The following is a 21,458-nucleotide window of genomic DNA, read 5'->3' on the forward strand; positions in this document are numbered from 1 at the left end:
TGACACATTTAGTGCCGTGAGTCTTTGCATCGCATAAGCCATATGGAATAAAGTTATGCTCAACCGAATTACCGTTCAGCTCCCGGTGGAGGGGCTTCTGTTCTGGAAACTCACAGGTCGCGAGGCGATGTCCGAGTCGTTCGCGCTGACGCTGACCGTGCTCGGCACGGACGCGCGCATTGACCGCAGCAAACTGCTGGGTCAGCCGGTCACGGTGACCATCCCGACGCAGAGCCTGCTGACGCCCCGCTATATCAATGGAAAAATCACCCGCGTGGCGGTGAGTGCCGTCGAGCTGACGGGCACCCGCTATGCGGTGTATCAGCTGACGGTGGAGCCGGACCTGTGGCCGATGAAGCGCGACCGTAACCTGCGTATCTTCCAGGGCCAGACGGTGCCGCAGATTGTGAAAACCCTGCTGGCTGAACATCAGGTCAACGTGGAAGATAAGCTCACCGGGAGCTACCGGGTGTGGGACTACTGCGTGCAGTATCAGGAGTCGAGCCTGGACTTCATCAGCCGTCTGATGGAGCTGGAGGGGATTGCGTATCACTTCAGCCACGAGGCGGACAAGCACACGCTGGTGCTCACCGACGCCGCGACGCAGCACCAGCCGTTCAGTGGCTACGAAGTCATTCCTTACCACCAGACGCTGTCAGGCGGCAGTACGGATGAAGAAGGCATCAGCCAGTGGGCGCTGGAGGACAGCGTCACCCCGGGGATTTACAGCCTTGATGACTACGACTTCCGCAAGCCGAACGCGTGGCTGTTCCAGGCGCAGCAGAACCCGGCGTCACCGAAACCGGGCAGTATCGACGTGTACGACTGGCCGGGACGGTTTGTTGAGACCGGGCATGCGGAGTTCTACGCCCGTATTCGTCAGGAGCGCTGGCAGGTGGAGCACCAGCAGATTCAGGCGACGGCCACGGCCGCGGGTATTGCACCGGGACACACCTTCACCCTGACCAGCGCCCCGTTCTTCAGTGATAACGGTGATTATCTGGTCACGGCGGCGGGTTACCATTTCGAGGAGAACCGCTACGCGAGCGGCGAGGGGGAAACCCTTCACCGCACTGATTTCAGCGTCATCCCGGCGTCGGTGTCATACCGTCCGGCGCAGAGCACGGCGTGGCCGCGCACCTACGGCCCGCAGACGGCAAAGGTTGTGGGGCCAAATGGGGAGAGTATCTGGACGGATAAATATGGCCGCGTGAAGGTGAAATTCCACTGGGACCGTCTGGCGAAGGGGGATGACACCAGCTCCTGCTGGGTGCGCGTGTCGAGCGCCTGGGCGGGTCAGGGGTACGGCGGGGTGCAAATTCCGCGGGTCGGCGATGAGGTGGTGGTGGACTTTATCAACGGTGACCCGGACCGTCCGATTATCACCGGGCGGGTGTATAACGAAGCAAGCATGCCGCCGTGGGCGCTGCCGGCGGCGGCCACGCAGATGGGTTTTATGAGCCGCACGAAGGATGGCTCCGTGGATAATGCCAATGCCCTGCGCTTTGAGGACAAGGCGGGTGCAGAGCAGGTGTGGATCCAGGCTGAGCGCAATCTGGATATTAACGTCAAAAACGACGAAACACATTCTACTGAAAAAAATCGAACCCAGTTTGTTGGTGAGGATGAAACCTTACGGGTAGCGAAAAACCAGAAATCAGGGATTAAAGGCGATGTGGTATGCCTGACGGGGAACAGTCGAAACGATAAGGTCGTTAATAATTTTATACTTTCCGCGGGTAATACGCTGAGACTGGAATGTGGTGAAAGCGCCATCGAGCTATCAAAAGACGGTAGCGTTCATATCATTGGTAATAACTTTAACTTTACTGCAAAACAGAACGCACAAATTAATACGCTTTCCGGCGAATTGCATTTGAACCCTGATGATGGACGAAATGTCATCGATCCGCCTGGTGCATCCCTTCAGGGTGAAATCCAACAGGAAGTGGATAGTTTTTTTGTTATTAATGGCAACAAGTAAGAGTAACCCGAATGGCTGATTATATTCTTCAGGAAGCAACACTCGCCTTACCCGATGTATTTAAAGACAGAACCATGAATTTATTCACCATGAGTGATAACGGAGCTAGCGAGTTTACTTTTGTTGTTTCTCGTGCGACGGCAAAAAACGAAGATAAAGTCCATGATGCGGCTACCCGACTGGCGCGTGAACTGGAAATTACAGTGCCCGACTTTCGTCTTGAATCCTCTCAGATGACTTCTGTTGATGGTCATCCGGCGGTAGAGCTTTTTTATCAGTTTAAAAATGATAACTCGGTCATTTTTCAGAAGCAGACGGTGATTTTACTCGCTGACCATCCTGGCGGGCAAAAGATGGTGTGTTACATCGGTACATGCCCGGGCGAATTTAGCGATTATTATCATAATCAATACCAGGAAATTATCCGTAGTATTAAGTTTCACAAACCTGCTCAAACGGATCCCAAAGAAATGCTCGCTGCCGACAGCCAGGGGCCTTTTTTTGCGCTTGATAGTGAGAGTAAAGTTCTCCGTGTCTTTGAAAACATTCAGGAACTTTATGGACATCTTTCGCTTCAGCGGGCGAAAGAGGGTCAATATTTGCTTTATGAAAAAAAAGGTAAACCACTCAGTATTGCACCCGTTCCGGACAGCCAACCCCTTCGTTATGCGCTCTGGACGACTTCCTCAGACAAACCACATCACTTGCTTTCACAACTTTCCGTATGCCGCCAGGTCTCTGGTTCTGACCAACTTAATACACCCGATCGGATACGTGGGTATCTGATGGCACAGCGAGCCGAATAGTTATGTCAGAATGTCTGGCCGCACGCGTAGATGATGAGATTGCTCATACAGCCTCAAAAGGCTGGATGATCGCAGGATTGGTGGGTGGGGCAATTCTGGGCGCTGCTGCCGTTGTCGTCACCGGAGGGACCGCGCTGGTTGCTGTTTCTGCCGTTGCGGCTGGGGCATGTGCTGCGGGTGGGCTGGGTGAACTCCTCGGCAGTATGTCATGGGCACCGCATCACACGACAGGTACGCTGAAAGAAGGTTCACCCAATGTCTTTATCAACAGCCGAAAGGCGATCCGCGCACATCTATCAGCCGGAGAGTGTGATGAGCACAGCGGCAGCCTGCAACGGGTCGCGGAAGGTTCGATAAAAGTTTACATCAACAACTTCCCCGCCTCTCGCACAGGCGATAAATTGACATGCAGCGCTGAGATTAGTCAGGGATCGCGTAATGTTATTATCGGCGGAAGCAAGGTCCAGACCGATGAAATAAGTCCTGAAATCCCGGAATGGGTGAACTGGACGATGCTCGCCGTTGGTGCCGGAGCCATGGCGGTGCTTGCCAGTCCTGCTATCGCACTTCTGAGTACCCTCGGGGCGATGGGGGGTGGAACGGTTGGTAGCTACGCAGGTGGGATGCTGTTTGGCGAAGGTAGCGACGGTCAGAAATGGGGGATGCTGATCGGCTCGGTTATCGGCGGCGGGGCTGGCATGAAAGGCGGGGCGCGGTTTGATGCGTGGCGAGCTGGTAAATCAATGCCGCGCGTTAGTGCGGAACCCATTACAGCCCCAGCTTCGCCGAGGATGAGCTTAAGCGAAGCCGTAGGGAAACAACGAGCTGAAAAATGGATTACTCGTGGCAGAGAATTGGCAGATAATCGTGATCCTGCTTTGTCTGCTTTACTCAGTGATGAGCAAGTAGGCGCATTGTATGGTTATACTACCGATCCTGGCTACCAAATGGTAAACCCAGCATTACGAGGTATGAAACCAATGACTAAAGAAATGGAAGCATTTACTCAACATATAAATGATGGCCTGGACCAGCTTCCTGCTTTTAGTGGAGAGACATACCGCGGGATGAACAGCTTACCTTCACACATATTGGATGGATATACTCCGGGCAAAACAGTTATCGATCCAGCCTTTGTTAGTACTGATGTTAATCAAGGCTTCAGCGGTCCTATCCAAATGCGTATTGAAGGTTTTTCCGGCCGGAAAATTGACTTCCTTTCAGAATTCAATGCAACAGAGACTGAAGTGCTATTTAAGCCTAATACATCGTTTGAGGTTATCAGCAGGTCAGATGAACTTGGGATAACAAATATAGAATTAAGGGAAATACCATGATCGACCTTCATACTGAAGACTCTGTAATCAATCATTATGCCGATCGCTATCGTACATACATGCCAATTAATGTCCGTAAGGCAATAAAAAATAACGGTATTGATGGTTTGAGTTCTTCACAAGCCTGGGATGAAACATTACCTTTAATTACGACTGAAGATATTTCACGTGATAAAGCACTTGGGGCGCTGGTCGGTTTGGCTGTTGGGGACGCAGTCGGCACTACTCTTGAGTTTAAAAAAAGAGACAGTGAACATGTAGCGGATATGATTGGTGGCGGACCTTTTCATTTAAAACCCGGTGAATGGACGGATGATACGTCCATGGCATTATGTCTGGCGGAAACTTATCTTTCAGAAAACAGAATGCATACCGATATACTTAGAAAATATCTCGTTAAATGGTATCTTAACGGTGATAATAGCAGTAATGGTCGGTGTTTCGATATTGGCAATACGACGCGATTTGCGCTTGAACAGTATTTGCGTATTGGGCCTTCCTGGTATGGTAATACCGAGAAACACACTGCTGGTAATGCTGGGGTTATTCGTCAAGCTCCGGTGTCTATCTTTCGTCGAAAATCGCTGCGCGCGATTTACTTCGAATCCCAGGCTCAGAGTCGCGCAACTCATGGCGCGGTAGAGTCAATTAATGCATGCCAATTTCTCGGATTGGTATTGCACTATTTAATTAACGGTTATAAAAAAGAAGAAGCTTTTTCCCCTCATGTTTTCCCATTATGCGCGCGTGTAATGATCATAAATGCGGGTGAGTATAAGCAAAAAACTCGCGATCAGATTCGTTCAAGTGGTTATGTAATAGATACGCTTGAGGCCGCGATGTGGTCCGTATGGAATACTGACAATTTCCATGATGCGATTCTGCTGGCTGCCAATCTTGCCGATGATGCTGACAGCGTTGCGGCGACGGCAGGACAAATAGCGGGAGCATTATATGGTTATTCTGGTATTCCGTCGGAGTGGAAAAACAAACTTGTACAACACGAGCGTATCGCCAAAATGGCAGGTGAACTGTTCGATAGAGCTCCTGAGGATAATTTTTTATAATTGAATAATTCATATGGCACGGCTATTGTAGCGTGCCATTCAGTTGAAGAGAAAATCTTGGGTTAATGTGAAGTTACATGTGAGGAAAAGAACTCACTTTGCCAGCATAGAAAATATACTGAATTATGCAAAAAAAGTAGAGTAGTTCGGTAATATTTCTTCCCGTGCCTGGTATTAGGCTAGTTAAAAATATCCCTACCAGCCAAAAGGTAGGGGGATACAGAATTTATTAAGATAAAAATATGTCTAAGAGTGCTCATGAATAAAGAAAATCATAACGAGCTGAATTATATCAATGATGCCATTGATATAATCAATAAACGATTGGAAACAAAACCTGATTTTTCACTGTATGTTATGGTGAAGTGCCAGTTGGATTATATTAAATCTGTTTTGGTTGGCGCTGAAAAAGATAAAAGTAAATTACATTCATTAAATCTTGGAGTACTTGCATCTAAAGAATTTGATACAACAGATGCCGAACTTGCTGAGCATTTATCTCATGCTAACTATATAGCTTCGCAGATGGGGAAAGGATTGAAGATCATTCTTCCTCATGAACAAGATGTGGAATATTTGAAAAGACAAAAAAGACATCTCAAATGATTAAGTTTTTTGTTTTAATGTATGAAGGTTGTCAATGTTTTAGCCCGGTCGGTCTTATTTTTAATGTTTGTATGGTGATGCTGGAAATATGAGTGGAGAATGAAAAGGTGAAATGGATTGGTTGTATATTTTTCATTTTTGTCACTTTGGCATATATCTGGAATGGAAAAGATTTCTTCAATAAAAAGCAATGGTTCCTGGCCGGATTGATGTTTGTTCTAGTGTTAGTGGCTACGGTCGTTATCGGATTTACGTTGAAATGGCTCGCTCAGTCAATGTCATTATTCTCCGTTGCAACGGCAAAACACTATTCGATTATCTTTTCTATGTCTTTTCTGTGCGTATGGGGACTAAAAGTTACCGTTGTGCTGCTCTGCACGATCTTTTCCGGAATTATAGGGAGGCACAAAAAATACAATGCGGAAAATTATGGAAAAATATCGTCTATGACTCACGTCGTTGCGCCTGGCTTACTTATCATTGCCAAAATTGTAGTTTCCCTGGGTAGCGTCCTTATGTTTTCAGGTTTATGGCTTAAATAAGCACGACATTGACTCAAATTATCTAAATTGAACTTCAGGAAAAGTAGTCTTGTTTTGTGGCAAGGGAAGTAACTCTTACAGCTACTCATCATCACATTAACAGCGCTCCCGCTTTGCTTATCGACGATGAGTTAACTTCTGGCATTGAGATTAGTCCATAGTGGAATAAAGATTATGCTCAACCGAATTACCGTTCAGCTCCCGGTGGAGGGGCTTCTGTTCTGGAAACTCACAGGTCGCGAGGCGATGTCCGAGTCGTTCGCCCTGACGCTGACCCTGCTTGGCACGGATGCGCGCATTGACCGCAGCAAACTGCTGGGTCAGCCGGTCACGGTGACCATCCCGACGCAGAGCCTGCTGACGCCCCGCTATATCAATGGAAAAATCACCCGCGTGGCGGTGAGTGCCGTCGAGCTGACGGGCACCCGCTATGCGGTGTATCAGCTGACGGTGGAGCCGGACCTGTGGCCGATGAAGCGCGACCGTAACCTGCGTATCTTCCAGGGCCAGACGGTGCCGCAGATTGTGAAAACCCTGCTGGGTGAACATCAGGTTAACGTAGAAGATAAGCTCACCGGGAGCTACAGGGTGTGGGACTACTGCGTGCAGTATCAGGAGTCGAGCCTGGACTTCATCAGCCGTCTGATGGAGCTGGAGGGGATTGCGTATCACTTCAGCCACGAGGCGGACAAGCACACGCTGGTGCTCACCGACGCCGCGACGCAGCACCAGCCGTTCAGCGGCTACGAAGTCATTCCTTACCACCAGACGCCGTCAGGCGGCAGTACGGATGAAGAAGGCATCAGCCAGTGGGCGCTGGAGGACAGCGTCACCCCGGGGATTTACAGCCTCGATGACTACGACTTCCGCAAGCCGAACGCGTGGCTGTTCCAGGCGCAGCAGAACCCGGCGTCACCGAAACCGGGCAGTATCGACGTGTACGACTGGCCGGGACGGTTTGTTGAGACCGGGCATGCGGAGTTCTACGCCCGTATCCGTCAGGAGCGCTGGCAGGTGGAGCACCAGCAGATTCAGGCGACGGCCACGGCCGCGGGTATTGCACCGGGACACACCTTCACCCTGACTAACGCCCCGTTCTTCAGTGATAACGGTGACTATCTGGTCACGGCGGCGGGTTACCACTTCGAGGAGAACCGCTACGCGAGCGGCGAGGGGGAAACCATTCACCGTACTGATTTCGCGGTTATCCCGGCGTCGGTGTCATACCGTCCGGCGCAGAGCACGGCGTGGCCGCGCACCTACGGCCCGCAGACGGCAAAGGTTGTGGGGCCAAATGGGGAGAGTATCTGGACGGACAAATATGGCCGCGTGAAGGTGAAATTCCACTGGGACCGTCTGGCGAAGGGGGATGACACCAGCTCCTGCTGGGTGCGTGTGTCGAGCGCCTGGGCGGGTCAGGGGTACGGCGGGGTGCAAATTCCGCGGGTCGGCGATGAGGTGGTGGTGGACTTTATCAACGGCGACCCGGACCGTCCGATTATCACCGGGCGGGTGTATAACGAAGCAAGCATGCCGCCGTGGGCGCTGCCGGCGGCGGCCACGCAGATGGGTTTTATGAGCCGCACGAAGGATGGCTCCGTGGATAATGCCAATGCCCTGCGCTTTGAGGACAAGGCGGGTGCTGAGCAGGTGTGGATCCAGGCTGAGCGCAACATGGACACCAGCATTAAGAACGATGAAACGCACAGCGTCGGTGGCGAGCGCAGCCATTATGTGAAGAAAAATGAACTGCATCGGGTGGAAGCGAATCAGATCCAGGCGGTGAAAGGCGGAACAGAGATCCTGACGGGCAAAGGCAAGCTGGATGCGGCGGTGGAGCAATATGTCATTGCTTCCGGTACGAAGCTACGGCTGGTCTCTGGTGAAAGCGCAATTGAACTGAACGCTAACGGCAAGATTAACCTCATCGGCAAAGAGTTTAATTTCTTCGTTGAAGGGGATGGTCATATCACCACCGGCGGTAAGCTGCACCTGAATACGTCTGGCACACAACCGGGCACCACGGCGCCGGGTTCCGGGCATAAAGGGGATATTGATGCGGCAGTTCAGGAGAAATTTACGACTAAAGGTGAGTAAGGTCGTAGCAGTGCTTATTGCATTATTAACGACGGGAATGGCTGAGGGAAATTCAGAGAAAAAGGATCTCTGGGCGTTCATTTCACAAATGAGCGCCTCACTCAAAACGTTATCCGTTACGAGTCTAAATGACATGCCGTTGCATTTTAACTACATGAAAAATAATGCTTATATGAACTTCTACCATGCTGATGATTTCAAGCTTTTGGAGCGTACGAGCATTACTACCATTGATTTACGAGTAAGCAAAGAAAATGATGGCATGGCTCCCTTACTGAATTTTTCACCATCAGGCCAGTGCATCACACTTCAAACCGTTAAAAAGCATTACCCACAACTGACGTTAACTGATTATCCCCGAGGCCGCTCGGAGAATGAAGTGACCAGTTATACAGCACCAAAAGATATGAATGGACAAAAAGTGAGTTTCAGTTTCACCGTAAAAAAACCTGACTGTCTGAGCTCTGTTGTTATTAGCGCTGATTAAGAAAACAGCTTCCATGACTCGCGGTTTCCCACATCGGTGAGAAGCGTAATTTAGATTGAGAAAATGACGATTAACGTGAAAAAACAGACTCCGACATATCTTTTTTTTGTTCTGATGCTTACCTGTCTGTGCAGCAGTGCGGTATTGGCTCAAGTTATACCGCCCGTTCTGACAAATCACGATTTTTCTGTGCAGATAAAAAGCCAGCCTGTCGAATTGGGTGAAAGATGGACTCCTGACGTTGCGCGCAGAATTGACGTGCCAGTGGAAGGCAGTTTTACCGGTGAGGTTCCTTTTGACGGAGCTAACTATAAATTCTTCCAGCATCAAAAGTCTGGGTTAGACATTTTCAGTTCCAATCTCTGGTGGGATAAAGCGGAACGAAGCGTTGATGATTATATCGTGTCGCAGATCACGCTGACTGCTACAGATGCCGCAACGCCGCGTGGTGTCCATGTTGGTTCAACGAGAACGGACTTGAACACAGCATACGGTGACGGTCAGGTCGCAAAGGATGCCGGAGAACAATGGATTACCTATGAGTTGGGTAAAAAGGTCCTCTCTTTTGAGATCAAAGACAGTAAAATTGTTAAGATAACAATGAATTACGACAATGGAAATCCAGAGTAATTTATGAAAAGGAAATATCTGGCAGCCGTATTGCTCACCGCTTTCTTGGCAGATGCAGCTGAAACTGCAACTGCGCTACAGTTATCACAATACAATAAGCTCAATACGGTCAGTCGCATCGTTAACGATAGCGAAGTGACAGACCTCCTCAGAGAGGCCCTGGGAAGCGATTACCAGACGTTTATCAACAATTTTGATGTATTTGGTGAACCGCATTCCACGGCTGACGGAGGATTGTTGATTGAAGGCTGGCTAAAAAATCTTTATCTGGAAAACGCCTCTGCTTTGGTTATCGAACCAGATGGCAAAATCTACGCTGCCTGGGTCATACCCGAGTCTGACGTTATTCATTATCAGTCTTCTGAACATCGCCAGGATATTAACGGCGATATTAAAAAATGGGCTGCAAGATTTGGCACACTGCATTTTGAAACGATAAGCCAATCTGGTCCCGCATTTGGCGGAGTATGGTCAGGCGGGTACGCGAACGACTCGACGTTAACTCTGCGGTTAGCTGAATCAGGTGGCCGTATCTCCGGATCTTATTGCTATATTTCTCAAAGAGGAAACCGCATTGATTGCCCGGAAGATGATGAGCTAGCGGTACGATCGCGGGCAATCGTGCCAATGTTGAGTTCAACTCATCGTTTGGCGGTATAGGCGGACGGGCTGTTCTGGAAATTAAGGGGAGTGAAATGGAATGGCGTTTAGTTACTCCTCCTCAAAAAGGAAATTATTATGCTCCACAGCGTTATACGTTACAGAAAGCTGCTTCGGCTCAGACAGTTGAAACCCGAAAACTCAATACTGAAAAGTTCGCTATTTCTCTGGTCAATAAATGCGGGCGTTTTACTAGTGAATGTGACCAGATGTATTATCTCGGCGTGCGCAAAAGTGATAATAGTACGATCTCCCTTAAGGGGAAAACGTTGCACGATCCTGCAGGCAAAATAATTGGCTCTACCTATAAGAATGGCGAGATCGCTTACACCGTGACTTACTCACCCGTGAAATTGGTCGTGAGCAAAGGCAGCCATGTGTTAGTTGAACAGTCAGGTCAGTGGCTTAAATAATGCATTCGCCAGCCAAAAGGCCAGTGTGGATTGGCCTCTTTTGTTTCTCACACTATTAATCATCCCGAGTTCCCATATGAAATATACCCTCCAGGAAGGTTCCTTCTCCCTTTTTCCTGCCGCGTGGCAGGATAACAGTATGAACATTATTCGCGACGACGAAAGCGGGTTGTCCGTGGTGGTCAGTCGCGGTGTTATTCCGGATGGCAGCGACTATGAGAAAGAGTTTCACCGCCAGTGGGAACTACTACGTCCGCAGATGGGCGAGATTGCCCAAAGCGCATTCCAGAGCGTAAAGGTCGGGCCTGACGGAAAAATTAACGCGCTGGAAGTCGAGACGACTTTTGACAGTAACGGACAGCGCATTTGGCAAAAACAGCTGGCCGTACAAACGCCGGGCAAGCCGGTGTTGATGATTTTTACCCTCTCGGCGCTCAGAGCATTCACCGCAGAGGATGAGGTGCGCTGGAGCGCACTTAAGCAGAGTCTGACGCTAAACGACAACCGGAATGTGTAAGGCATGAGCGATAACAACGCGGCCCGTCAGGGCGACGAGATCATTCACTCCAGCATTTTTGCGGATATCACCAGTATTGTGGCGGAAGGTGCGGCCTATGCCGTTATCGGCGCTGCCGTGGGCGCGGCGGCAACCGTTGCTGCTCCGCTGCTGGGGGCGGGTGCCGCCGCTGCGGGCGTGGCGGCTATTGGATCCAGCTGTCTGTTAAGTGGGATCATTGGCGGCGTACTGGCAAACGTGGCAGGTATAACTGACGATATCAGCAACGCCGCCGAAGGCTTAGGCAACGCGCTGTTCCCACCGTCGCCAGCGGGCAAAATCACCACCGGGTCTGATAACGTTCTGACGAACGCGATTCCCGCTGCACGAGCGGCCGGGACGCTGACGCCCGCCGACACACCGTCACCTGAACCACAGTCTCCGGGCAGCTTTGCCGATTACGCCGGCATGCTGCTTTCCGCCGCTGGACAGTTTGGCAGCGAGATGTGGCAGCCGAGCGTGGCTTCTGCCGCCGCGGGAACCTCGCCGCTGGAAGAAGACAAGGTGGCGTGCGAAAAGCACTCCGGGCCGCAGTATCTGGCGGAAGGCTCTAAAAGCGTCTTCATTAACGGGCAGCCCGCGGTACGTGCAAAAGATCGCACCACCTGCGAAGGCACCGTTTCCGACGATGTCTCCCCGAATGTGATCATCGGCGGGGAAACGCTCACGGTCCGCGATATCAAAAGCGGTAAAACGCCGGGTCTGGCGCTGGGGATGATTGCGCTCTCCCTGCTGCGCGGGCGTCCGGGTAAAATCCTGAAAAATATGCCCTGTGCGCTGGCGGCAGCCGGCGGTGGTATGCTGGCCGATATGGCCGTTAATGCTGTGTTTGGCTCCTCGCACCCGGTACATGCTGCAACCGGCGTGAAGGTGCTGAATGATGACGATGAACTCGATTTCTCGCTGCCGGGGCGCTTCCCGCTGCGCTGGCAGCGCAGCTACAACAGCCTGACCACCCGTGAAGGGCTGTTTGGTCTGGGTTGGGCGACAACCTTTGACAGCTATCTGACGCTCGAAGAGAACAACGCGATCTGGTTCGACGAAACCGGCCGTGAGCTGAGCTTTGAGCTGCCGCCCGTCGATCGCGCGTTTTACAGCATCAGCGAAGGCATCATCATCCGCCGCAATGAGAGCGGCGACGTGGCGATTGCCGACGATGACGGCGCGGTATGGCGTCTGTATAAACCAACCCGGGCGAATCCCACCCTCCTGCGTCTGGCCTCCCTCAGCGATGAATATGGCAACGCGCTGCTGACGGAGTGGGATGAACACGGCAGGCTGGTCAATCTTCACGATGAGCCACGGGCGATTGATGTCACCCTGCGCTATGAAGATGAGCGTTTCCCACAGCGCGCCACCTCTGCCAGCCATTTTGACGGCAACCGTACCTGGCCGCTGATGCAGTGGGGTTACGATGCGCGCGGCCAGCTGGCGAGCGTGACGGATGCCTCTGGCGTAGTGACGCGCGAATACCGCTATAACGACCACGGCCTGATGGTCTGGCACCGCCTGCCGGGCGGGCTGGAGAGCGAATACCGCTGGCAAAAATTCGACCACTGGCGTGTGGTGGAAAACCGCACCAGCACCGGCGACGGCTGCCGTTTTAACTATGATTTAGCCGCCGGGCTGACGACCGTCGAGCACTATGATGGCCAGACGCGTAAGCACTACTGGAACGCGCAAAATCTGATTGTCCGCTACGTTGACGAGCGCGGTGAAAACTGGTGCTACGAGTGGGATGAAAACGAACTTCTGACCCGTCGCATCGATCCGCTCGGTAACGCCGTCACCTTTGTCTACGACGAAATGGGCAACCGGGTGCAGGAAATCGACGCCGACGGCAATACCCGCACCACCACCTGGCTGGAGCACCGCGCGCTGCCGTCAGCCATCATTGAAGCCGACGGCAGTGCGACCCGTTTCTGGTACGACGAACATCACGGGCTGAAGCGTGTGGTAGACCCGATGGGGCAGACAACACTGCTGCGCCGGGACGAGTTTGGTCAGGTCGTTGAAGAAGTTGATGCCGCGGGAAACAGTCGCTACCAGGAGTACAACGAGGCCGGGCAGGTCATTCGTGCCACAGACTGTTCAGGACGAATAACCCGCTATACCTATCATCCGCTGGGCTGGTTAACGACTGAGATCGGCGCTGACGGCGAAGAGACGCGCTATCGCTACGATGCCGCAGGGCGTCCGGTGCAACTCGATCGACCGGAAGGCTGGACAGAGTCACTTGCATGGAACGAACGCGGTCTGCCGGTGACGCATGCGGGCGCTGATGGCAAAGAAAGTGAGTTTATATACGACGAGGCAGGACGATTAACCGCTACGCGTAATACTCAGGGTGAAGAGGTCCGTCGCCGCTGGGACAGCCGAGGGCGACTGATTGCCCTGGAAAATGAAAATGGCGAAGCCTATCAGTTCCGCTGGGGGCCCGACTCGCTGCTGCTGGAAGAGGTGGGGCTCGATGGCGTGGCCTCACAGTATCGCTATGACGCCTGCGGGCGTACGATAGCGCGCACGTTTGCCGCCGGTCATCCGGAAGCCATCACCCATGCCTTCGCCTGGAGCGCGAGTGGCCAGCTGGTTGCCCGCACCACGCCGGAAGGGCAGACCCGTTATCACTACACACCGTCAGGTTTGCTGAGTCGTATTGGACTTCATCCGGCACTTTCCGTTGACGCCTGGAGTGCAGAGGCAGAACAGGAACTTGCCTTTGAGTATGACGCCCTGGGGCGTGTCACGCGTGAAGTGGGCGAGCACGGTGAGCTGACATGGGAGTATGATGCTCTCGGCAACCGCACCTCCGTCACGCTGCCCGATGGCCGCGAGCTGAAGCAGTTTTACTACGGCATCGGGCATCTGCTCAGCATTGCTCTCGATAAGCTGTCGGTCTCCGATTTTACCCGCGATGAACTCCACCGGGAGACCAGCCGCACTCAGGGGCTGCTGACCACCCGTAGTGAGTACGACCGTCTTGGTCGACTGCATCGCCGGGATGTATTCACTGGCAATGCCCAACGTCCGTCGCCGCGCCGCTGGTCCCGCCGCTGGGATTATGACTACCGCAATAACCTGGTGCGGGAAGAGCGGGACGATAACCCGTTCAGCTGGTACCGCTGGCAGTACGACAGCGCCGGGCGTCTGCTGATTCAGGACGGCACGCTGCCCGGCCAGGAACAGTGGCGCTGGGATGCTGCCGGTAACCCGCTCGAAGGTACTGCTGAGAAGGTCACACACAACCGCCTGGCGCAGCTGAACGGCATTCGCTGGCGTTATGACATCCACGGCCGCACCGTGGAGAAGGATAACGGACAAACCCGCTGGCACTACCGCTACGACGGCGAACATCGCCTGACGGAGGTCATCAGCCAGCCCCGGGACCGCAATAAGCCGCAGACGCAGGTCAGCTTCCGCTACGATCCGCTCGGTCGCCGCATCAGCAAAACGCGCCGCCAGATGCTGGGCGGGCAGCCAACCGGCAAGCCGGTCAGCACCCGGTTTGTCTGGGAAGGGTTTCGTCTGCTGCAGGAGGTGCACGGGGATGTGCCGCTCACCTACGTCTACAGCGACCAGGACAGCTACGACCCGCTGGCGCGTATTGACGGCGTAGATGCCCCGGAGATCTTCTGGTTCCACTGTCAGCCCAACGGCACGCCGGAGCGGATGACGGATATCGAAGGGCAGGTGCGCTGGGAAGGGGTGAACAGCGCCTGGGGCAAGCTGCTGCGGGAAAGCGAGACGCAAGTATCAGGATATTCTCAGAACCTGCGGATGCAGGGGCAATACCTGGACCGTGAGACAGGGCTGCACTACAATCTGTTCCGGTATTATGACCCGGACTGCGGGCGGTTTACGCAGCAGGACCCGATAGGGCTGGCGGGGGGGATAAACCTTTACCAGTATGCGCCGAATGCGCTGGGGTGGGTGGATCCGTGGGGGTTGGCATTAAAGGGCGTCGACTTTACAGGTAGCCCAGATCTTTTCCCAATTAATGGGACAAAACAAAATATTGTAACCATTACAATGCAAGGAACTCGAGATAGAGATTTCACCGAGGCTTTCAAGGCGGCTGGTATTTCTAAAAGCGAAGCGACCGGATATACATGGCACCATGTCGATGACTTTGACCCGGCTACAGGAAGGACAACAATGCAATTAGTGAAAACTTCTGCGCATGAAGCTACATTCCCACATAAAGGTTCCGTCTCACAATTCGAAAAATATTTCGGCGTTAAATATGGTTCCCAGGAAGCTATTGCCGTTTCCCATTCCAAAGGTTGGTTGAAGGGACGTGTTCCGAAAAAATTGCGTACAAACTGTCACCAATGAGGTATAGATGTATGAATCGTTTCAGTAGCTGTGAAAAAAAGATTGAACGTGCAGATATTGTTAAAGTGGAAGATAAATTATCTATCCATCTTCCTGAAGATTTCGTTTTACATTATTTACAGTTTAATGGTGGCATTCCTGAGAAAAGTTGGTGGGATAGTGAGGATGAGTTTGAGCCAGTAGAGGTAGCATGTTTTAAACCGTTTGTTTATAATAGCAAGACAAATAATGACCCAAGATCTTTAATAGATGGTTGCTATATCAGCATGTTGGAGAGAGATGTAATTCCTAAAAATCTTCTTCCTTTTGCAAATGATTGGGGGGGGAATTTCTTCTGCATCGATTTGGATAATTACTCTATTATATATTATGCAACGGATTCTTTTGATGAGGATTTAACTATGCAAGAGAATCACGTAAAACTTCAAAGATTTCTGACAAATTCATTTGATAACTTTGTTAACGGATTAGTAAAAGAAGAAGATCTAACTTAAAGAATGCTTGAAGATAGTTGTTATTTTATTTGATGTGGTAACTCTTGCGATAAAATTTATTTCCTTGTAAAACTCTGTAGAATCTACAGAGTTTTTTGTTGTCATCCCTAAACCACCTCCTGGGGAGGTGGTGATTGTTCCTGTAAGGCTCTAGCCTGAAGAATGCCCATGTCGGAATATCTTTGCTTACTCACCACAAGCAAAAGGAGACAAACCGACATGGGGCTTTACAGGAGTTCATCACATGTATATTGGCGTTGCAAATACCACATAGTCTGGACGCCGAAGTACCCTTTCAGGATCCTGAAAGATAAGCCGGGTAAAGAACTTTACAGGACAATCTACATTCTCTGCGGAATCAAAGATTGTGAGGTTCTGGAGCTAAATGTTCAGCCAGATCATGTACATCTTGTTGTCATTGTCCCACCGAAAATCTCTATATCCACTCTGATGGGGCATCTGAAAGGCCGCAGCGCTATCAGGCTCTACAATCGTTTTCCGCACATAAAGAAGAAGCTATGGGGCAATCATTTTTGGTCCCGCGGATACTTTGTAGATACGGTGGGTGTAAATGAAGAAATAATCAGACGATATGTGCGGCATCAGGAGAAAACGGAACAGACACATGAACAGCAGATGGAATCGTTAGAGTAGTTAGTGGAAAGTGATAGTAGCCCCACTTACAGGGGGCATTCTCAAAAGTCACCTTCTAAGAAGGTGGTCTTTTACTCAAAAAAATCAGACGTTAAACAAGAAGTTCATCACATCGCCATCTTTAACAATGTAATCTTTCCCTTCCGCACGCATCTTGCCTGCTTCTTCGCGCCTTGTACACCCTGCTCTCAATAAGCTGTCGGTCTCAGATTTTAGCCGCGACGAACTTCACCGTGAGATCAGCCGCACCCAAGGGTTGCTGACCACCTGTCCGTCTTGGCCGACTGCATCGCCGCTGGGATTACGATTACCGTAATAATCTGGTGCGTGAAAGCGAGACGCAGGTATCAGGATATTCCCAGAACCTGCGCATGCAGGGGCAATACCTGGATCGTGAGACAGGGCTGCACTACATTCTGTTCCGGTATTATGACCCGGACTGCGGGCGGTTTACGCAGCAGGACCCGACAGGGTTAAATGGCGGGTTAAATCTTTACAGCTATGCTCCTAATCCTATAATCTGGACTGATCCTTTAGGTCTAACACCTTGTAAGGGTTTACCTTCTACACGTAGGGCTGGGGGGACAGGCAAACATTATGATCCTGTAAATGGACAAGGGTTGTATGTGCTACACGATGGAAAGAATATTATCTATGTAGGACGTGGGGATGCGCCAATGCGTTTGAATAGCCATGCGAATACACCGGGTAAATCTCATTTGGAACAGCTGACCATATCTGATAATAATTTAACCAAAGCTGAAGCTAAATACTTGGGACAAAGAATTATGGATCTTAATGGTGGAGCTAATTCAACGAATTCCTTAACAAATCTCCTCAATAAAATCAGATCGTATAGTCCTAATAACCCAAATGCTAGCACATATGATATTGCGGGTCATAGCAGTGATTGGGGTGGAAAAGTATTGAATGATGCGTTATCAATACTGAAAGGTAATGGCTTATGAAAGTAAAATACAAAGAGGGTGACATCTTTGTCATTCCATTGAGCAATGGGAAATATGCGATTTGTCATATTGTTTTTGCTTCAAGCAAAAAATTTAAGCAAGCAATAGGGTTCTGCATATTATCGATACAGCAGACTGAAGAGCTTATTGATGGCGGTTCATTAACACCGCTAAGTTTTGAAAAGTTTGGTAAAGAGACGAAAGTTATCTTTACCGGCAACCAAAATATCAGCAAAGGCGTTTGGAAAATTATTGGTCACACTGATCTTACAGAAGAAAAAAAACAATTGAAAATATTTAATTATGCTGGTGGTTTATATAATGGAGAGGACGAAATCAGGCGGTTATCTGTTGCCGAATACCCTAATTACACAACAATGGGGGTTTCAGGGTTTGAGCTTGTCGATAATATCCTGGCCAATATTTGAGCATCAGGGGTAGGGTGCTTCCCCTGTCAGATTTCGTATTACCGCCACTCATTAACACCTTAAAAATATCACAGGTATTTTATTTTTGATGTCCTGATCTCACATTATAGGTAGAACGATAATAAAAATCGAGGTAATGTAATGAATGATAAAAAAATACAAATGGTTGATCTACTGATTTCACATAGTCAAATAGTGTTACGATCCCGAGACTATGACGAAAAGCTGAGTCAATGGGGAAAGGGTAATGTTTCTCAAGGTGCTGTTCTTCACAAGGATTATGTTATATTCGATCCATTACCAGAGGACGCGTTTGGAGCAATCGTCAATATCAAAATAGAGAATGCTTTCAAATTGGATGAAAATGCTCAGCGCTGTATTGTTGTACCATTTTTCATTACGGATAAACATAAGCTGCAAATCGCTTCTGCAACTGAGAAATTCGATTTAAATATAGATGTGATCGATAAAGTTTATTCACTCTTTTATGAGATTTGTGAAGGCGATGAAATTTACTATAATTTCACTCTTGTACCGGCAAAAGAAGCTGTTGCTGCTAAGTTTTTGCTAGATGACCCTTGGGGAGGAATAAAATACCATCCTCTCAAAGAAGGTATTTTTTAAATTTAATACTATCTGGGAAATTTATCTCGGAATAAAAATCCGCGCCTAAGCGTGGATTTTTTCATTCAAAACCAATCAAACGTTAAACAGGAAGTTCATCACATCGCCATCTTTAACGATGTAATCTTTCCCTTCCGCACGCATCTTGCCCGCTTCTTTCGCGCCTTGCTCACCTTTGTAGGTGATGAAGTCTTCAAACGCGATAGTCTGCGCACGAATGAAGCCTTTCTCGAAGTCGGTGTGGATCTTACCGGCTGCCTGAGGCGCAGTCGCACCGACAGGGATGGTCCACGCACGCACTTCTTTTACACCAGCGGTGAAGTAGGTTTGCAGGTTCAGCAGCTCATAGCCCGCGCGGATCACGCGGTTCAGGCCCGGCTCTTCCAGACCCTGCTCGGCCATGGACTCTTCACGGCCGGCGTCGTCCATTTCAGCGGTATCGGATTCAACCGCGGCGCAAACCGCTACCACTACAGAACCTTCATTGCTCGAAGGTTCTGCTGAGAAAGTCACGCACAACCGCCTGACGCAGCTGAACGGCATTCGCTGGCGCTATGACATCCACGGCCGCACCGTGGAGAAAGATAACGGCCAGACCCGCTGGCACTACTGCTACGACGGTGAACATCGCCTGACGGAAGTCATCAGCCAGCCGCGGGACCGCAACAAACCGCAGACGCAGGTCAGCTTCCGCTACGATCCGCTCGGTCGCCGCATCAGCAAAACGCGTCGCCAGATGCTGGGCGGGCAGTCAACCGGCAAGCCGGTCACTACCCGGTTCGTCTGGGAGGGGGTCCGCCTGCTGCAGGAGGTGCACGGGGACGTGCCGCTGACCTGTGTCTACAGCGATCAGGACAGCTACGACCCGCTGGCGCGCATTGACGGCGTGGAAGCCCCGGAGATCTTCTGGTTCCACTGCCAGCCCAACGGCACGCCGGAGCGGATGACGGATAGCGAAGGGCAGGTGCGCTGGGAAGGGGTGAACAGCGCCTGGGGCAAGCTGCTGCGGGAAAGCGAGACGCAGGTATCAGGATATTCTCAGAACCTGCGCACGCAGGGGCAATACCTGGACCGTGAGACAGGGCTGCACTACAATCTGTTCCGGTATTACGACCCGGACTGCGGTAGGTTTACGCAGCAGGACCCGATAGGGCTGGCGGGGGGGATAAACCTTTACCAGTATGGTGCAAATAGTTTAACCCGAATAGACCCTCTGGGATTAAAACAAGAGGAAGTTATACGCTATATGAGTAAAGATGAAGCGATTGCATCAGCTTCTGAACGCGATGGTAAAGGCGGATTGGTTCCTAATAATCGTGGTGAAAAAGCCATATGGGTTAATCATGATAGCCGACCAGGGTTTAACCCTGGAAATGAAAAGTATCGTGCCGTTATGACCGTAAATGACTCTGGGGTTGAGCTTCTTAATCAACATAGCGATATATCAAAAGTTGATTACAAAGAAACCGGGCTAAAAGATGGAGTTCTATCAAAGAGAAATAAACTAGGAGCAGGGGGCATCGGTAAAAATATCCTTCCTCGTTTTAATGATAAAATCACTTCATTTCAGATTGAAAAGAAAGATGCTAAAGGTAATTGGAAGAAATGTGGTAAGAGGATTACTTAATGATTTTTGAAATGTATCTACATAAAATTGAACACTTCACTAATGCGAGAGCAGAGATTGAAAGTTTTGGAAATTATGTCTATGTTAAAGATGAACCAGATCTTTTTCCCGTTTATTTTAAAAAAGAAAATGGGAAGTATGCAGAGTTGAGTCGTTGGCAAACTTGCTTTCCTAAATTTATGTTACAGCGTGCATTAAAGAAGCTAGGCCTAAGTGAAGAAGGGAAATATGCATTTGAAGTTTTTCTTTCTCGATTAGGTTATCTGTTTCAAATAGATAATCGACAGCGTATAGATAAAGATATTGTTATATTATTTTATATACATCAACTTCTTTCCTTAAAAAACAGCAAAGAAGATTACGCAATAAAAGCAAAAGGCTTTTTTTTAAGGTTTTTGTGTTTTGAAATGGGCATGGATGATGACTCTTATAATTTGCTATGCATTACTAATGACGGGCTCTGTATAAATACTGTCCAGCATGGCAATGTAACTGTATTATCATTGCTTGAGCAATTTTATGCACAATTTGAAAAAAAGAAAAACTTTGAAGATATTAAGGCTATAAAATACTATCAATCATCGGTATTAAATTTTTTGTTTGTTGCGAATAACGAAGATAATCACCTGTTGTTTAATGATAAAAATTGTTATCTTATCGATCCTGGTAATTTTATTAATGCATATAAAAGATCTAAAAAAATAATATATAAAGCTTTGGATCAGTGTTTTGGTAAGTATCAATCTACAAAAAATTTATTAATATCCAACTTCATTCTAATGAATTACGCTTATTATATTCTTAGAGATAATTTAGCAGATCTTAAAACATTGAGAAGACATGTTTCTTCAGATATATTTGGAAGGATAATTTCCGCTATAGTATACAGAGGTTTCTTTGTAGATGAAGAAAAAATACTGAAGTTAGTTGGTGATGAATATAAATTCGAACCTGAAGGTGAAGATCGGAAATTATTTAATTTAATATATTCGATTTAAAATGTTAATGTTCGACTACAATCGAGGGTGTTAGGATTTGAATAATGAATCCGATGTGGAACCCTCGATTCTAAAAATCCAGGTTATGGACTGTTAATAACTTTACGGTACGCATGTTGTCAATAGAACAATATGTATATCTCAT

At 49.5% G+C, this 21,458-nt stretch carries 18 protein-coding genes and 4 pseudogenes; 20 read left to right on the top strand and 2 right to left on the bottom strand.

All coding sequences use genetic code 11. The features are described 5' to 3' along the window. Positions 1 to 55 precede the first annotated feature (55 nt). From BJ887_RS05540 to tnpA, 15 genes are all read left to right on the top strand, one after another. Complete coding sequence (locus BJ887_RS05540; protein WP_121339502.1) at positions 56 to 1,984, top strand: type VI secretion system tip protein TssI/VgrG; 1,929 nt, start codon at positions 56 to 58, stop codon at positions 1,982 to 1,984. A gap of 11 nt (positions 1,985 to 1,995) precedes the next feature. Next, the gene (locus BJ887_RS05545) at positions 1,996 to 2,790 is read left to right on the top strand and encodes a DcrB-related protein (RefSeq protein WP_121339503.1); all 795 of its coding nucleotides are present in this window, start codon (positions 1,996 to 1,998) and stop codon (positions 2,788 to 2,790) included. Positions 2,791 to 2,792: 2 nt separating this feature from the next. Continuing rightward, complete coding sequence (locus BJ887_RS05550) at positions 2,793 to 4,127, top strand: PAAR domain-containing protein (RefSeq protein ID WP_121339505.1); 1,335 nt, start codon at positions 2,793 to 2,795, stop codon at positions 4,125 to 4,127. Beyond that, positions 4,124 to 5,194, top strand: coding sequence for an ADP-ribosylarginine hydrolase Tri1 (gene tri1, locus BJ887_RS05555; protein WP_121339507.1), 1,071 nt, complete (start codon positions 4,124 to 4,126; stop codon positions 5,192 to 5,194). Before BJ887_RS05550 ends, tri1 begins: the two co-directional genes overlap by 4 nt. A 258-nt stretch (positions 5,195 to 5,452) precedes the next feature. Next, positions 5,453 to 5,800 carry an immunity protein Tsi6 family protein gene (locus BJ887_RS05560; protein WP_121339509.1) on the top strand — a complete coding sequence of 116 codons (348 nt, stop codon included), beginning with the start codon at positions 5,453 to 5,455 and terminating at the stop codon, positions 5,798 to 5,800. 92 nt (positions 5,801 to 5,892) lie between these two features. After that, entirely contained in the window at positions 5,893 to 6,342 is a 450-nt protein-coding gene (locus tag BJ887_RS05565) for a hypothetical protein (RefSeq protein ID WP_229216802.1), read from the top strand. 174 nt (positions 6,343 to 6,516) lie between these two features. Then, positions 6,517 to 8,439 (top strand): type VI secretion system Vgr family protein, encoded by a 1,923-nt coding sequence (locus BJ887_RS05570; protein ID WP_063858471.1) that lies wholly within the window; start codon positions 6,517 to 6,519, stop codon positions 8,437 to 8,439. A gap of 10 nt (positions 8,440 to 8,449) precedes the next feature. Next, positions 8,450 to 8,926 carry a hypothetical protein gene (locus BJ887_RS05575; RefSeq protein WP_229216803.1) on the top strand — a complete coding sequence of 159 codons (477 nt, stop codon included), beginning with the start codon at positions 8,450 to 8,452 and terminating at the stop codon, positions 8,924 to 8,926. 75 nt (positions 8,927 to 9,001) lie between these two features. Next, positions 9,002 to 9,556 (top strand): hypothetical protein, encoded by a 555-nt coding sequence (locus tag BJ887_RS05580; RefSeq protein ID WP_229216804.1) that lies wholly within the window; start codon positions 9,002 to 9,004, stop codon positions 9,554 to 9,556. A gap of 3 nt (positions 9,557 to 9,559) precedes the next feature. Next, on the top strand, positions 9,560 to 10,216 hold the full coding sequence (locus BJ887_RS23035) for a hypothetical protein (protein WP_229216805.1): 657 nt from the start codon (positions 9,560 to 9,562) through the stop codon (positions 10,214 to 10,216). A gap of 35 nt (positions 10,217 to 10,251) precedes the next feature. After that, on the top strand, positions 10,252 to 10,629 hold the full coding sequence (locus BJ887_RS23040) for a hypothetical protein (RefSeq protein WP_229216806.1): 378 nt from the start codon (positions 10,252 to 10,254) through the stop codon (positions 10,627 to 10,629). A 76-nt stretch (positions 10,630 to 10,705) separates the two neighbouring features. After that, on the top strand, positions 10,706 to 11,146 hold the full coding sequence (locus BJ887_RS05590; protein WP_041162718.1) for a DcrB-related protein: 441 nt from the start codon (positions 10,706 to 10,708) through the stop codon (positions 11,144 to 11,146). Between the two features lie 3 nt (positions 11,147 to 11,149). Beyond that, complete coding sequence (locus tag BJ887_RS05595) at positions 11,150 to 15,520, top strand: RHS repeat-associated core domain-containing protein (protein ID WP_121339513.1); 4,371 nt, start codon at positions 11,150 to 11,152, stop codon at positions 15,518 to 15,520. Positions 15,521 to 15,531: 11 nt separating this feature from the next. Continuing rightward, positions 15,532 to 16,014 (top strand): SMI1/KNR4 family protein, encoded by a 483-nt coding sequence (locus BJ887_RS05600; RefSeq protein ID WP_121339515.1) that lies wholly within the window; start codon positions 15,532 to 15,534, stop codon positions 16,012 to 16,014. 219 nt (positions 16,015 to 16,233) lie between these two features. Further along, positions 16,234 to 16,668: an IS200/IS605 family transposase gene (gene tnpA / locus BJ887_RS05605; RefSeq protein ID WP_121339517.1), complete on the top strand. Its 435-nt coding sequence runs from the start codon at positions 16,234 to 16,236 to the stop codon at positions 16,666 to 16,668. Positions 16,669 to 16,752: 84 nt separating this feature from the next. Here the strand turns inward: tnpA and BJ887_RS05610 are convergent. Next, positions 16,753 to 16,836: pseudogene (locus tag BJ887_RS05610) on the bottom strand (DUF933 domain-containing protein); the annotation flags it as partial. Positions 16,837 to 16,988: 152 nt separating this feature from the next. Between BJ887_RS05610 and BJ887_RS05615 the strand changes: the two are divergent. The 3 genes and pseudogenes from BJ887_RS05615 to comJ all read left to right on the top strand — a co-directional run. Then, positions 16,989 to 17,636: pseudogene (locus BJ887_RS05615) on the top strand (RHS repeat-associated core domain-containing protein); the annotation flags it as partial. Continuing rightward, entirely contained in the window at positions 17,633 to 18,064 is a 432-nt protein-coding gene (locus tag BJ887_RS05620; protein ID WP_121339518.1) for an immunity 26/phosphotriesterase HocA family protein, read from the top strand. The pseudogene BJ887_RS05615 and the gene BJ887_RS05620, both read left to right, overlap by 4 nt. 141 nt (positions 18,065 to 18,205) lie before the next feature. Then, on the top strand, positions 18,206 to 18,688 hold the full coding sequence (comJ, locus tag BJ887_RS05625; RefSeq protein WP_121339520.1) for a competence protein ComJ: 483 nt from the start codon (positions 18,206 to 18,208) through the stop codon (positions 18,686 to 18,688). Between the two features lie 75 nt (positions 18,689 to 18,763). Here the strand turns inward: comJ and BJ887_RS05630 are convergent. Further along, positions 18,764 to 19,186 (bottom strand): annotated as a pseudogene (locus BJ887_RS05630) (DUF933 domain-containing protein); the annotation flags it as partial. Here BJ887_RS05630 and BJ887_RS05635 point away from each other — a divergent pair. Both BJ887_RS05635 and BJ887_RS05640 read left to right on the top strand, forming a co-directional pair. Further along, a pseudogene (locus BJ887_RS05635) lies at positions 19,176 to 20,315 on the top strand (RHS repeat domain-containing protein); the annotation flags it as partial. The pseudogenes BJ887_RS05630 and BJ887_RS05635 sit on opposite strands and share 11 nt — an antisense overlap. Further along, positions 20,315 to 21,313 (top strand): hypothetical protein, encoded by a 999-nt coding sequence (locus BJ887_RS05640; protein ID WP_121339524.1) that lies wholly within the window; start codon positions 20,315 to 20,317, stop codon positions 21,311 to 21,313. The pseudogene BJ887_RS05635 and the gene BJ887_RS05640, both read left to right, overlap by 1 nt. Positions 21,314 to 21,458 lie beyond the last annotated feature (145 nt).

Source organism: Enterobacter sp. WPR_3_1, from assembly GCF_003635055.1.
In the GTDB taxonomy this organism is placed as follows: Bacteria; Pseudomonadota; Gammaproteobacteria; order Enterobacterales; family Enterobacteriaceae; genus Enterobacter; species Enterobacter ludwigii.